Genomic DNA, 13,923 nt, shown 5'->3' with positions numbered 1-13,923 from the left:
GAATATTTATTTAAAACGAAATTATAACGGATGTGACTGAATGAATAAAATTTTTTTGATTTTTTTAAAAAGCATTATAAAAAAAGAGCCAGTGAAAAGTTCATTGGCTCTTTTTAAATAAACGTGTATCACATGTTTTAGTGATGACGTTTTTTTATTCTTGGTTTATACAGCACACGATAGGTTATCGCCAATAAGATCAACCACAATGGACTAATCATCAAGGCTTTAAGCGTATCTGGCTCTAAACTCAAAATCACCAGCGCAAACAATAAGAATGCCAATACGACATAGGACATCCAAATACCGCCTGGCATTTTAAAGGTCGATTTTTCATGCAGTTCAGGACGCAGTTTACGGTAGCGTAAGTAGCACACCATAATAATCGCCCAAATACTAATGAACAGGATCACGCACAGTGAACTGGCCAAAGTAAAGGCTTCCATCGTATTCGGCACGAAGTACTGAAATGCCGCACCAAACATGATAAATGCGCAAGAGAAAATTAAACCTTGTGCAGGTACTGCACGACTTGAAAGTTTCGCCAAGGCTTGCGGTGCTTGACCGTCTCGTGCCAAACCAAACAACATACGACTGGTGGAGAACACGCCACTGTTCATAGAGGACATGACCGATGACAACACCACCATGTTCATAATAATTGCTGAGGTTGGAATACCCGCGTATAAGAACAAGCTTACAAAGGGACTTTGATCCGCAGGAATATCAATCCACGGCGTCACAGACATAATCATGACCAGTGACAACACATAGAAAATGATAATTCGTGTTGGAATGGCATTGACTGCTTTAGGCAAGTTCTTTTCAGGGTCTTTAGTTTCAGCTGCCATCGTCCCCAAAAGCTCAACCCCCACAAAGGCAAACATTGCGATTTGAAACCCGGCTAAAAAGCCCATCGCACCTTTTGGAAAGAGCCCACCATGTGCCCAGATATTACTGAAACTTGCCACCGAACCTGTTGGGGTTTGGAAACTGGTAAAGACCATGAAGCCACCCACAAAAATCAGCCCAACAATGGCTAAAATTTTGACCAGTGCAAACCAAAATTCAATCTCACCAAACAGTTTTACTGTTACGAGGTTAATTGCCAAGATAAACAGAACACAGCCCACGCTGATGGCGGCTTGCCCCATCGGGGTAAACATCTGATCTGGCGGTAACCAAAAACTTAAATAATTGATAATAGCAGCCAAGTCCGCGATACCGACCAAAATCCAGCCCAACCAATATGACCATCCGATATAATAGCCCGCACCCGGACCAATCAAATCATGCGCCATATCAATGAAGGATTTGTAGTGTAGGTTAGACAGCAAAATTTCACCTAATGCGCGCATTAAGAAGAAAAACATTGCACCAATCATCATATAAATAATAATGATTGAAGGTCCGGCCAAGGAAATGGTTTTCCCTGAGCCCATAAATAAACCCGTACCAATAGCACCACCAATGGCGATTAACTGCAAATGGCGATTGGACAATTTTCGCTGTAACTCATTGGGAGATGAAGGTTCATCAAAATTGTTTGTTGTTGTCATTTTCAACTTCCTTTTAAAGCATTGAAAACTACTAAGCAGTGATCAGGGATTCCTCTCCCTGATCAACACGGTTGAATACGTGAATTATAAACAAATTTATACTGTTTACTGTTCAGGTGTTCATCGTCTTTTCGTCTAATATAAAATTATTCTTGTGCCGCAATCACTGCAATTTCAATCAGCCATGCTGGATTGACCAAATCGGCTTGAATGGTTGCACGAGATGGCGGAACGCAGCCTTGCATCCACTCGATCCAAAGCGCATTTACTTTTTGGAAATCATCCAAGTTTTTTACAAACAGCTGCGCGGAGAGTAGTCGAGATTTATCTGTCCCCGCTTGTGCCAATAAAGCATCAATGGTGGCAAGTACATCTTTGGTTTGTAGTTCAATATCATTTTCAGTGAGCTTTGGCACCTGCCCTGATAAATAAACGGTTTTATTAAATACTGTCACCGCGCTCATGACTGCGGTGCTGTTGATCTTTTCAATATCTGCATGTGACATATGCATTTCCTTATATTGTATTAAGTGGGGTGTAACTGTTTAGTGATTTAAATTCGTTTTGAAATTCAATTCCGAAACAGACTCTTTTCTTCATGTTCTAAGTTGATTGCTCGATTTGAAACGCTACCCGTGCCGTGACACCGCACATCAACTCATAACCCACCGTTCCTGAACCTGCTGCGACCTCATCTACGGGCAATACAACGCCTTGAGACGACTGCCCCCACAGCACCACTTCACTGCCAATATGAACATCTGGTAAATGGGTTAAATCCACTGTTAGCATATCCATACTAACGCGACCCAATATTTGGGTTTTTTGTGAATCGACTAACACGGGTGTGCCTGTTTGGGTTGTGCGCTGATAACCGTCTGCATAACCGCACGCCACCACACCTATACGCATGGGGTGCTGAGCCACAAAGCGTGAACCATAGCCTACACTTTGTTCAGCCTCGATCTGTTGAATGGCAATAATTTCACTGCGAAGCGACATGGTAGGCTGAAGCCCCCAATCTTGAATAGTATGTGCTGGATAATCTGGAGAGCTGCCGTAGAGCATAATACCACTACGTACATAATCAGAGTTTAACTGAGTTTGATATCTGAGTATTGCGGCACTGTTGCTAATCGAGCGTGTACCTGTAAGTCCAGCAATGGTTGACTCAAAGGTTTTGACTTGATAATCCACACCCGACTCGCCTAAGCGCTCACCATCAGCATCAGAAAAATGGGTCATATGAGTAATGGATTCAACGCATGAAATAGTCGAGAGTCGATGCCATGCAGCGCGATAGGCTTCAGGGCGAAACCCCAAACGGTTCATACCGCTGTTCATTTTTAAAAACACATGAAATGATGAAGACATGGATGCATTGCGCTGAGAAAATGCGTCTAACCATTCAATTTGAGCATCGTTGTGAACGGTAAAATCGAGCTGTAACTCAGAACACGCTTCTAACTCATCCGCCTGAAATAAACCTTCGAGCAACAAAATTTTGCCTGTCCAGCCCAAATCTCGTAGTCGACGTGCTTCTGCAATATCTAATAATGCAAAACCATCGGCAGATTGAAATGCCTCAAATACCCGTTCAATCCCGTGTCCATAGGCATTGGCTTTGACCACTGCAAAAACCTCACGATCAGGCGTTGCTTGACGCGCCACCGATAAATTATAGCTTAATGCGTTTGAGTGGATGATTGCAGTAATGGGGCGAGACATATATTCATCCTTGAATTAACTATCCTGAATCATTTTTATTGAATCAGCTTTGTTGGTTTAACGATGTGGTTCAGCTTTGTTATTTTTCAATCATATTAAAAAATAAAATAGGTGCGCTTTGATTCATTCAAAATGCACCTCACAACTTTGGCTTTATGCGGCATTCGGATAACGCTGAATGGATAAACCTTCGGTATTGATATCGGTTTTATGGTTCATCACCAAATCACTGATCAATTTGCCTGAACCGCATGCCATGGTCCAACCCAACGTGCCATGACCGGTATTTAAGAACAAATTACTAAAACGCGTTGCACCAATAATTGGCGTACTGTCCGGGGTCATCGGACGTAGACCTGTCCAGAAGCTGGCTTGTTGCATATCACCGCCTGGGAATAGATCTTGGGTGACCATTTCTAAAGTTGCACGGCGGTCCATATTTAAACCATGGTTAAAACCACTGAGTTCTGCCATACCACCGACACGAATCCGTTGATCAAAACGGGTAATCGCAATCTTGTAGGTTTCATCCAAAACTGTAGACTGCGGTGCAAAGGCAGCATCTACAATTGGAATAGTGAGCGAGTAACCTTTCACAGGATAGACAGGCAAATCTAAGTTCAGTGGTTTTAAGAAATCACGTGAATAACTACCAAATGCCAAAACATAGCGATCTGCGGTCAAGACTTTACCATTGACCACAACGCCTTTAATTTCATCGCCTTCAAGCACTAATTTTTCAACATTTTGGTTGAATTTAAAGTCTACACCCATCTCTTTTGCGATGTTCGCTAAAGCATTGGTGAACATATAACAATCACCCGTTTCATCATTCGGCAAATGTAATCCACCGACCAATTTATCTTTGGCGAACTCGAGCGCAGGTTCAACTTTGGCTAAGTCATCTTTGAGTAAGAGTTGATGCTCTACACCACATTCTTTGAGCACTTGAATATCACGTTGTACCGCATCGAGTTGGGCCTCATTACGAAATACTTGTAAAGTCCCTTTTGAGCGGTTTTCATAGCTGATGCCTGTTTCTTTACGCAGCTCACGTAAACAATCACGGCTGTATTCAGCCACACGTGTCATACGTTCTTTGTTAATCGCATAGCTATTCGAATTACAGTTTTTTAGCATTTGTGCCATCCACTGTAACTGCCACATGCTACCGTCCATATTAATGGCCAAAGGCGCATGATGCTGAAACATCCATTTCACTGCTTTAAAAGGTATGCCCGGTGCTGCCCACGGCGTTGAATAACCCGGCGAGATTTGACCTGCATTACCAAAACTGGTTTCTTCAGCAGGACCCGCTTGACGGTCCAATACGGTAACCGTTGCACCTTGTTGTGCGAGGTAGTACGCACTTGCCACTCCAATAACACCACTACCCAATACGATTACGCGCATATTCAGTCCCTCGAACACCTATAGTTTATTTACCTAGTATATTTTCAGTTCAATAGTTTTTTTCACTGTTTTAATAGCTATAATCTAGGTAATTCTATAGATTTCTCCTGAAAAAAATCCAAAAAAAGGAAAATAATGGTGCGTAAATTAGACCGTATTGATCATCAAATTTTAAATATCCTGCAAACAGATGGACGTATTGCGATTAGTGAATTGGCGGCTCGGGTCAATTTGTCCACCACTCCCTGCTCTGAACGGGTGAAACGTTTAGAACGTGATGGCATTATCATGGGCTATTACGCCCGCTTAAACCCTGAGCTGGTCGATCGAAATTTATTGGTATTTTTAGAAATTAAATTATCGGCCAAATCCGGGGATGTCTTTGATCAGGTTGCCCGTGATTTAGTCGAAATTCCTGAGGTTTTGGAGTGTCATCTCATCTCAGGCGAATTTGATTATTTGGTGAAAGCTCGCTTAAAAGAAATGAGTGCTTACCGACGCTTGCTTGGAGATTTATTGAAAAAACTCCCTTCATCTGCGTCTTCCCACAGTTATATCGTGATGGAAGAAGTCAAAGAAACCTTATATCTCGATTTGCAATAAACCACTTTTATCCAATTTTGAATGGTCTTTTTAGAAGAAAATGAGCTACTTAAATTTAAGCAGCTCATTAAGTATCACTTAACCCAGATGTTGCAGCAAATCTGAAAATTTGGTAATTCGTGCTTTTGGCTGAGCTGCTGTGAGCTCTGCATCCGAACCATAACCATATTCAACGGCAATGGTTTCTATATCATGACGGCGTGCCCCGAAAATATCATGTTCACGGTCACCAACCATTAAGCACTCGTCAGATTCAAGCTGTTCTTTTTCCAAAATATACGCAATCAAATCGCCTTTATTGGTTCGATCACCGTTTAATTCACTCCCATAAGGATATTCAAAATATTCAAGTAAGTTGAAATGATCCAAAATTTGACGTGCATAGACTTCAGGTTTTGCCGTCGCTAAAAATAAACGATAGCCTTGATTTTTAAGCGCTTCGAGCGTTTCTTTCACATCTTCAAATACATGATTTTCAAACAAACCAGTCACCGCAAAACGTTCACGATATCCAAGCAGCGCTTGCTCTGCTAAAACGTCAGTCACTTCCACATTGAGCAATTTGGCTAGGGATGCTTTGAGCGGTGGACCAATAATCCAATCTATATTTTCAGATTCAGGAATCGGATGACCTACCTTATTTAAACCATAACGTGCAGAGGTGGTGATCCCCACTTTGGGGTCAGTTAACGTCCCATCGAGATCGATTAATATGTTCTTAATCACAGCCTAGCCCTTTCCCTTTTATTTTCTATCGAATTAATATCGAGACTTCGCTCAAAGTTGCTTATACTAACGCAAAATTGTGAATCAAGGACATTGTTGTGCGCCCTACTGTACTTTGCTTTTCGGGTTTAGACCCATCTGGTGGTGCTGGCTTACAGGCGGATATTGAAGCCATTGGTCAAAGTGGTGCACATGCTGCCATTGCGTGTACTGCGCTCACCATTCAAAACTCACAACAGGTTTTTGGTTTTGAAGCCACTTCAAAACAACTATTGCTTGCGCAAGCCAATGCCGTGGTGAATGATTTGCCGATTAAAGTGGTGAAGTCTGGCATGCTGGGTACCACCGACAACATTGCCGCTTTAGCTGAGTTCTTAGCTGAACACCCTGATTATCTGTATGTGCTCGATCCAGTATTGGTGGCCAACAGTGGTGGCTCACTGGGCAATCAAGAAACTCTAGTCAAAGCCTTTATTGAACTGATTCCTCTTGCAGATTTAATCACGCCCAACACTGTAGAACTGCGTGCTTTAACAGGTGAGCAAGATATTGATATTGCAACCCAAAAATTATTTGAGATGGGTGCTAAAGCCGTACTGGTCAAAGGTGGTCATGAAGACACGCCTAACTATATTCGTAATGCTTTATATCAAAATGGTGACCTAATTTCAGAGACCCAATGTCCACGACTTGAGGGCGAATATCATGGCTCGGGTTGTTCATTGGCGAGTTTTATTGCAGGACGACTTGCCCAAGGCGATCGTATGCAAAATGCGGTGAATCACGCAGAAACGTGGTTATTTGGCGTGTTAAAAAAAGCAGATATTCCAGTTGCAGGCGGTCAAAGAATTCCAAAACGCTTCTAAGTAAAAGCCCTGATTGATTCAGGGCTTTTTTTAATCTGTGCAAAATTTTTTAAGAAATTTCTTTACGCTTTTTGAGGTTTTCAATATGAATGCGATCTGTTTTCCATGACTTCTCCAGCACTTCTTTTTCGATACGTAGTCGAATACGTTGCATTCTCATTCGGCTAATGACTTCTGTATCAAAGCCTTTGACGTAATCCACCCAACTTGCGCCTTTAAAGACCTTGGCAGGCATCTCTGTTTTAAACTCACAATCCGGCATAAATACGATTACTGAATGAATATGCTTAATATCGACCAAGTCTTCTAGGACAGTACGCAGCACCTTTTCATGTTTATAGTTTTGATGCAGTGGGTTTTGAAACTTATAGCGTTTTTTATAAAGCTGTTGTGTCCAACTTTTCTGACGCTCCCCACCAAAAATCCAGCCTTTATAGTTTTTGGTTTCAATCACAAAAATACCATAAGGACTAATCAGGATATGATCAATTTGCGTGGTTCCCGCACGATCATCTGGCAAAGTACAATCATTCAATAAAATATAATCATCTGTTAAATACAATTTAACGTGTGTGCTAACTGCAAGTTCACCAAATTTTCCTTTTAAATACGGCTTAAAAAATTGCAGTAATCCAATGCCGATGAAAATCAAAACCACCCACCAAAGGTTTGAAAAGAGTGTACTCAATAGTTGATTAGGCATATTTTCCATTTTATTTATGTCTACTTTTTAATGATGAATAGCACTTACACGTTATTTAAAACTTGAGAGACTCAAGATTCAATAAAATTTTCTTGTTCTCAAGTCCTCCTGCAAAACCCACTAGACCACCGTTTGAACCGATCACCCGATGACAGGGCGCAATGATCGAAATCGGATTTCGAGCATTGGCAGCACCTACAGCGCGTACTGCCTTCGGATTGCCAATCTGAACGGCAATGTCTTGATAAGTACGTGTTTCGCCAAATGGAATCGTGAGTAAGGCTTGCCAGACTTGTCTTTGAAATAGTGTGCCTTGAGCGTCCAAAGGAACATCAAATGCCTTACGCTGAGCTTTAAAATATTCGTTTAATTGCTGCTTGGCCATCAATAATATTGGATGTGAATCATCCTGTACCAGATCAGGTAAAATCACGCGATTCAGTTTTTCATTTTGCCATAAGACGGCAACCAAAGCATGCGCATGCGCCACCAATTTTATCTGACCTACTGGCGAGTCCATCTCTGAAAAAGCCAACGCTAAAGCCAAATGTTCTTTCGATTTCAAATTTCTCATACGTGATGATCCATAAAAATTACGAAGATATTTTCATTAATACCAAACCCGAAATAATCAGCACTGCAGCCAGCATCCGCATGGCAGATGCAGGCTCACCCAAAATAAAGATCCCAAGCAGAAACGAGCCAACTGCGCCTATCCCTGTCCAAATCGTATATGCTGTGCCTAAGGGTAAAGTTCGCATTGCATACGCCAATAGAACAAAGCTTAAGATCATAAAAATCAGCGTAATGATGCTGGGGGTCAATTTGCTAAAGCCTTCAGACATTTTCATCGAATATGCCCAAACAATTTCAAATATGCCCGCCAGTAATAATGCCATCCACGCCATATACAGCTCCTACAAGTGACAATAAAGATAAACACAACAACGCCCACATTAAATCAAATGTGGACATTTTTTGCTTAAGTTGATGAAAGTTTCATGAGAATAAGGCCCGTTAGGATCAGTGCTGCCGCGAACAACCGCAGTGCAGATGCAGGCTCACCCAAGATAAAGATCCCAACGACAAAGGAGCCGACCGCACCAATTCCCGTCCAAATGGTATAAGCCGTTCCTAAAGGTAAGCTCTTCATGGCGCTAGCCAGTAAGGCGAAACTTAAAATCATGAAAAATAAGGTGATAATACTGGGTGTGAGTTTGCTGAAACCTTCAGACATTTTCATTGAATATGCCCAGACAATTTCAAAAAGACCTGCACATAAAAGGATGATCCAAGCCATGATCGGCGCTCCAACTAAATAAAGTTAGTCAGGTCGTCCTGACGTTTTTTCTTGCTTTGCAAACGGATGTCAGCAACGCAAGGGAGGTCGTTCCCCCTCTTTTGATAGATTCAATTATAACCACAATTGACTGATTTTCAAACAGCCGCTATATCCAGACATGATTCATCATGTTCAGAAAGACCTTGCAGATCGATCCGTTTTAAAACAGAGGCTACTTTTTAAGTCACTTTGAATCTCGATATTTATTTAATCAGAATCATTACTTTTAATGTTTATTTCATTACCGTTATACACAAAGATTTGAATTTAAAAGCAATTGCACAATTCTAATTTTTCCACGTCCAGTTAAACATTTTAGTTATTTTTTATACAGCATGGTAGCAATCTAGATTTGACCTTAAAGTGAAGTACAGCCTTATAGAACAATGTAGCTTAGATATATAAAAAGAACCCAATTGGATTCTTTTTATACAAATTATGTCTAAATTATAAACCATTGCTATCTAAGTGATTAAAGAATAATCGACTTATCCCTAGTGTTATCAACACAGATATCCACCCAGTTAACCACAAAGTTATCCACAAATTGCAATGACTTATTCAAATATTGATTAAACTTGAACTGAACCAGCTTTAGATAATTCTAGGCGCATCTCATCAATCACGGTTTTATAATCTGACTGACCAAAAATCGCAGAACCTGCCACGAACATATCTGCACCCGCTTCCGCAATTTCACGAATGTTGGCCGGTGTGACCCCACCATCAACTTCTAAACGAATATCACGACCAGAGGCATCAATAATTTTACGCGCTTGACGCAGTTTTTCTAAGGTCATCGGAATAAACTTCTGACCACCAAACCCTGGGTTGACACTCATCAATAAAATTTGATCGACCTGATCAAGCACATAATCCAAATAATGAAGAGGCGTTGCAGGGTTAAACACCAAACCCGCTTTCGCGCCACCCGCTTTAATCAACTGTAAAGAGCGATCAATATGATCGGATGCTTCTGGGTGGAAAGTAATAATATCTGCGCCTGCTTCAATAAAATCACCAATCATGCGATCTACGGGAGATACCATCAAATGCACATCAATCGGCGCTTGAATGCCATATTTTTTTAATGCCTTACATACACCTGCACCAAAAGTCAGGTTCGGTACATAGTGGTTGTCCATCACATCGAAATGTACAACATCAGCACCTGCTTCTAGAACATTTTCAACTTCTTCACCTAAACGGGCAAAATCTGCAGACAAAATTGAAGGTGCGATTAAAAATGGCTTAGACATGACAGAACCTGGCTCAGAATTGTGTATTGAATAGAGGGATTATAACAAACTTAGCCTACCGTATGATTTCAAGTCCGATCATTTTATTGATCAGTGCCATTCAATATTCCATTTAAGTCATTGCAAAGCTGTGTTCTATTTCTGTGACTGCAACCATTGCATAACTCTGCTAAGCTCATGAACGATAAAATGATCATTAAGGGAGTTGATATGAAAAGTTCTGCAAACATTGCGACCTTGGATGCCAAGCGCATCGCTAAACGCTTAGTCAATCATTGGAAACATAAGTTTGAAGTGGCAGAAACCGAAGACCAATTCAGTATTTTTATGCCTCAAGCCACTGTGGTGATGAATGCATTAACTGAGCATTTATCCGTTCAGATTGTTACAGAGGATACAGACAATACTGCACTTGAAAATGTGGTTTTAGATCATCTAAATCGTATGGCACAACAAGAATTTCAAGCCGATTGGTCACATACCAATTAAATGATTTTTAATTTATTTTAGTCCAAAATAACAAAAGCCATCGCCTGCATTCAACATTGGAGCGATGGCTTATAATGGGTATTCGAGTTATTCGGCGATGTGTTTAGGATTGTTGGCTTCAAAGTCACGCACCATTTTGATTCGCTCTGCTGTCGCAGGATGACTCGATAATGCACTCATCCAACTGGATTGCTCCGTATCTTCTTCTGCATCTTCGCTCATACGCTGTAAGAAATTGGCAAAATGCGAGGTTTCGATTTGGTTTTTATGCATCAGCTTTAACGCATATAAATCAGATTTTTGTTCGAATTTACGCGAGTAACCTGCGCCCACAATCGCAACCGGAACAGTGGTCATGAGATCTGAGCTGTCGCCGGTAATCGCGATATACAGCACACTAAACCCTAAACTGGACAATGCTTGTTGTAGGCTGTGGCGCTCTAACAAATGTGCTTGCTCATGCGCCAATACCCCAATAATTTCTTGATCACTGTGTGACAACTCAACCAATTCATCGGTCAAAATTATCGTATTGTTCGGCAGTGCCAAGGCATTTGCACCGAGCTGATCGCCTGCACGAAACTTCAAGGTCGCAGGTTTATTTTCTGCCACGAGATTCGTATAAGTAGCTCGAATTTGATCTTGACGCGCCTGTGGCAATTTGCTGGGCTTGGTATAATCCATGACATAGTTTTCAGCCTGCCCCCCTAAACGAGTCAAGGTATTTTCAGGCAGTTGAAACGCAATCACTTTAGACGCTGTGGGTACACCCCACTTGATGAGGGCGAAACCCAAAGCCAGTACAAATACCACACTAAAAATAATCAGAGAAGGCGTGCGTTCCAGTCGCCAAACTTTATGGTGAAAACTTTTATGGTCAATCGGCAGCCATTTAGGAAGCGTCTGGCTGTGCAGTTCAATCCGTGCATCATTTTCCAGTTCAATCGCAGGATTACGCTGACCAATGGTGCCAAATAAGGTCATTTGATCGGCATGATATTGGTGTCTTTTCACCACACCATCTTGTTCATATTCCACCAAGATATGCTCATGGTCTAAAGCACTTAGACTCGCCTGATGAGGCTTTGAAATCAACCCGTCATAATAAGTGATGGAAATAGCTTGTTTCAAGATCTCTCTCCTTTCCTTAGAGCGAAATATCGAGGTCGAAAATGTCGCTAATCTCTTCTGCAATGGCGCTGTGATCATTCTGTGCAATATTGATCATTAGATTTGGGTCATCATGCAAGGTCAATGTCAAAGATTCAACTTGATAACGATATAGACGAATCGCTGCCCACGCGGACATTAAACCAATACTTAAAATTTTAATGATCCAGTTACTCGCTATAATCCATGCATAACGCCATTGATTGGCGCTGGTTTTAAATTCACTGCTATTAATGGCGGTACTGTTCCACGTGGTCATAAAGATTCGCGCTTGAATTAAAGGACCTACAAACAAAATACCCGCAACGTAAATCACCAAAAGTAGATTGATAAAGTGGCTACTTCCAAATCCACCACTCATCGGTAGAATAAAGGCTGCTATCACACCGAAGCCCAATAAGACCGCTATAAACATCAAAATCGGAACATACACGGCACGCATATAACTGGACCAATCATTGTTTAATTTAAACTTGAGTTGCCCCACATACAGATGATTGATGGTGTAGCGCTTATACAGCCAAATCGCCACAGGCGTGAAAATACCCAAGGTAAAAATAACAATTAAGGCGGCGATAAAAAACTGCTTATAGGCCTGCTTACTGCTGCCTTCAAAGTAAAATCGACTGTTGCCAAACTTACTGTTACGCGCGTTAAATCGAATCGTGGCTCTGACCAGCCAAGGCAATGCCAAATAAATAAATACCCCCCCAAAGGCCGCAATCGTCATTTCCATATAGGAGGCAATGGCAAATACCCCCCATATACTTAAAGCAATCAGACGTCCGATTAAGATTTTGGTCGGGACACCGGTAAAATCAAAGAAACGATGAAAAAATTCAGTATTATTATAGAAATAACGTAAGCGCCTCACTTTTGCCCAAGGTGCATATAAACTTAAAGTGGCAATGGTCAATAATATATTCACGATCCAAATACCAAAATATTCCATCGCTTGTCCATGGAATCTGAACTTAAACTCGCGCCCCATATACACAGGACGGTTCAAATCTTCGTCAGACAACGGAAATGGCGATTCTAGTTCAGGTAAATTTGGTGGTGCAGAGTTTTGGGAGTGTTGCATTATTATTCTCTGTTCTAAGTCATATTTTTAAATAAAAAATTTAATAAAATTCTGCGCTGAAAAATGAACATCTAAATTGTATATTGATCTTCAATTTTATTTCATCAGGAGCACATGAGCTCGTGCCCCCTGAAGATTCTACTTTATTTTTGAAGCTGAAGTGCATGGAATTGCAGATGATCATCCATAAAACTTTGGATAAAGAAATAACCATGATCGTAGCCCGCATGTTCTCGCAAGGTCAGCTTCTGACCGACTTTTTCACATATCTCGCGCATTTGAGCAGGATGTAATTGAGTATAAAATTGATCATTTAAACCTTGATCAATTAACACTTCAGCAAACAATGCGCCCTTGTTTAAGACCAATTGGGTTGCATCATGCGCATGCCAAGTCTTTTGATCCGCCCCCAAATAAGCATTAAAAGCCTTTTCACCCCAAGGGCAATCACTCGGTGCACAAATGGGTGCAAAGGCAGAAACCGATTTGAATTTTTCTGGATATTTCCATGCCAAAGTCAAGGCGCCATGCCCGCCCATACTGTGACCAAATATCCCGACTGCATGAGATAATATCGGCAGCTCAGCCAGTAAGCGTGGATATAATTCTTCTATCAAATAGCTTTCCATTTGAAAATGTTCGGCCCATGGCGCTTGTGTGGCATTGATATAAAAACCTGCGCCTTGACCAATATCCCAAGAATCACCTTGCGCCACGCTATCGCCACGCGGAGAAGTATCTGGGCTAATCAAAATGAGACCCAGCTGAGCAGCCAAACGCTGTGCGTGCGCCTTAATCACAAACGTCTCTTCGGTACAGGTTAATCCCGCAAGATAATACAGTGCAGCACACGACTGCCCCTCTAATGCTTGCGGTGGCAAGAAGACCGAGAATTTCGTACTTCCTTTTAAAGAGCGTGACTCAATTTGATAACTGCGTTGTTCACCTTCAAAACATTTATTTTTCTGAATCAGTTGCATG

The 13,923-nt window shown here is 41.4% G+C and carries 16 protein-coding genes; 3 read left to right on the top strand and 13 right to left on the bottom strand.

Annotated elements, in window-relative coordinates:
* Positions 1 to 137: 137 nt before the first annotated feature.
* The 4 genes from AMD27_RS03495 to AMD27_RS03480 form a co-directional block, all read right to left on the bottom strand.
* Positions 138 to 1,559 (bottom strand): amino acid permease, encoded by a 1,422-nt coding sequence (locus AMD27_RS03495; protein WP_067656403.1) that lies wholly within the window; start codon positions 1,557 to 1,559, stop codon positions 138 to 140.
* 146 nt (positions 1,560 to 1,705) lie between these two features.
* A complete protein-coding gene (locus AMD27_RS03490) occupies positions 1,706 to 2,065 on the bottom strand; it encodes a RidA family protein (RefSeq protein ID WP_067656396.1) in 360 nt (119 codons plus the stop codon).
* Between the two features lie 97 nt (positions 2,066 to 2,162).
* Complete coding sequence (gene alr, locus AMD27_RS03485; protein WP_067656389.1) at positions 2,163 to 3,287, bottom strand: alanine racemase; 1,125 nt, start codon at positions 3,285 to 3,287, stop codon at positions 2,163 to 2,165.
* Between the two features lie 153 nt (positions 3,288 to 3,440).
* Positions 3,441 to 4,700 (bottom strand): D-amino acid dehydrogenase, encoded by a 1,260-nt coding sequence (locus tag AMD27_RS03480; protein WP_067656387.1) that lies wholly within the window; start codon positions 4,698 to 4,700, stop codon positions 3,441 to 3,443.
* Positions 4,701 to 4,838: 138 nt separating this feature from the next.
* On the opposite strand from AMD27_RS03480, the gene AMD27_RS03475 reads away from it, so the two are divergent.
* Entirely contained in the window at positions 4,839 to 5,303 is a 465-nt protein-coding gene (locus tag AMD27_RS03475) for an Lrp/AsnC ligand binding domain-containing protein (protein ID WP_067662741.1), read from the top strand.
* Positions 5,304 to 5,381: 78 nt separating this feature from the next.
* Here the strand turns inward: AMD27_RS03475 and AMD27_RS03470 are convergent, their stop codons facing one another.
* Positions 5,382 to 6,029 carry an HAD-IA family hydrolase gene (locus tag AMD27_RS03470; RefSeq protein WP_067656384.1) on the bottom strand — a complete coding sequence of 216 codons (648 nt, stop codon included), beginning with the start codon at positions 6,027 to 6,029 and terminating at the stop codon, positions 5,382 to 5,384.
* 98 nt (positions 6,030 to 6,127) lie between these two features.
* Between AMD27_RS03470 and AMD27_RS03465 the strand changes: the two genes are divergently transcribed.
* Complete coding sequence (locus AMD27_RS03465) at positions 6,128 to 6,895, top strand: hydroxymethylpyrimidine/phosphomethylpyrimidine kinase (protein ID WP_067656376.1); 768 nt, start codon at positions 6,128 to 6,130, stop codon at positions 6,893 to 6,895.
* Between the two features lie 49 nt (positions 6,896 to 6,944).
* On the opposite strand, the gene AMD27_RS03460 is transcribed toward AMD27_RS03465, so the two are convergent.
* The 5 genes from AMD27_RS03460 to rpe all read right to left on the bottom strand — a co-directional run bounded on the left by AMD27_RS03460 (position 6,945) and on the right by rpe (position 10,199).
* On the bottom strand, positions 6,945 to 7,607 hold the full coding sequence (locus tag AMD27_RS03460; RefSeq protein ID WP_067656373.1) for a nuclease-related domain-containing protein: 663 nt from the start codon (positions 7,605 to 7,607) through the stop codon (positions 6,945 to 6,947).
* Between the two features lie 46 nt (positions 7,608 to 7,653).
* The gene (locus AMD27_RS03455; RefSeq protein WP_067656371.1) at positions 7,654 to 8,172 is read right to left on the bottom strand and encodes a methylated-DNA--[protein]-cysteine S-methyltransferase; all 519 of its coding nucleotides are present in this window, start codon (positions 8,170 to 8,172) and stop codon (positions 7,654 to 7,656) included.
* A gap of 19 nt (positions 8,173 to 8,191) precedes the next feature.
* Complete coding sequence (locus AMD27_RS03450; RefSeq protein WP_067656368.1) at positions 8,192 to 8,506, bottom strand: DMT family transporter; 315 nt, start codon at positions 8,504 to 8,506, stop codon at positions 8,192 to 8,194.
* 74 nt (positions 8,507 to 8,580) lie between these two features.
* Positions 8,581 to 8,898 carry a quaternary ammonium compound efflux SMR transporter SugE gene (gene sugE, locus AMD27_RS03445; protein WP_067656364.1) on the bottom strand — a complete coding sequence of 106 codons (318 nt, stop codon included), beginning with the start codon at positions 8,896 to 8,898 and terminating at the stop codon, positions 8,581 to 8,583.
* A gap of 614 nt (positions 8,899 to 9,512) precedes the next feature.
* Complete coding sequence (rpe, locus tag AMD27_RS03440; RefSeq protein WP_067656362.1) at positions 9,513 to 10,199, bottom strand: ribulose-phosphate 3-epimerase; 687 nt, start codon at positions 10,197 to 10,199, stop codon at positions 9,513 to 9,515.
* Between the two features lie 210 nt (positions 10,200 to 10,409).
* Here rpe and AMD27_RS03435 point away from each other — a divergent pair, with 210 nt between their 5' ends.
* Positions 10,410 to 10,688 carry a DUF2218 domain-containing protein gene (locus AMD27_RS03435; protein ID WP_067656358.1) on the top strand — a complete coding sequence of 93 codons (279 nt, stop codon included), beginning with the start codon at positions 10,410 to 10,412 and terminating at the stop codon, positions 10,686 to 10,688.
* 87 nt (positions 10,689 to 10,775) lie between these two features.
* Here the strand turns inward: AMD27_RS03435 and AMD27_RS03430 are convergent, their stop codons facing one another.
* The 3 genes from AMD27_RS03430 to fghA form a co-directional block, all read right to left on the bottom strand.
* Positions 10,776 to 11,819, bottom strand: a complete 1,044-nt coding sequence (locus AMD27_RS03430) for a M48 family metallopeptidase (protein ID WP_067656349.1) — start codon at positions 11,817 to 11,819, stop codon at positions 10,776 to 10,778.
* A 16-nt stretch (positions 11,820 to 11,835) separates the two neighbouring features.
* Complete coding sequence (locus AMD27_RS03425; RefSeq protein ID WP_067656345.1) at positions 11,836 to 12,942, bottom strand: YjgN family protein; 1,107 nt, start codon at positions 12,940 to 12,942, stop codon at positions 11,836 to 11,838.
* 143 nt (positions 12,943 to 13,085) lie between these two features.
* Positions 13,086 to 13,922, bottom strand: coding sequence for an S-formylglutathione hydrolase (fghA, locus tag AMD27_RS03420; RefSeq protein ID WP_067656343.1), 837 nt, complete (start codon positions 13,920 to 13,922; stop codon positions 13,086 to 13,088).
* Between the last annotated feature and the right edge of the window lies 1 nt (position 13,923).

This window comes from Acinetobacter sp. TGL-Y2, from assembly GCF_001612555.1.
GTDB lineage: Bacteria > Pseudomonadota > Gammaproteobacteria > Pseudomonadales > Moraxellaceae > Acinetobacter.
The sequence above is the reverse complement of the archived record's forward strand: the minus strand, read 5'-3'. Positions and strand labels throughout refer to the sequence as shown.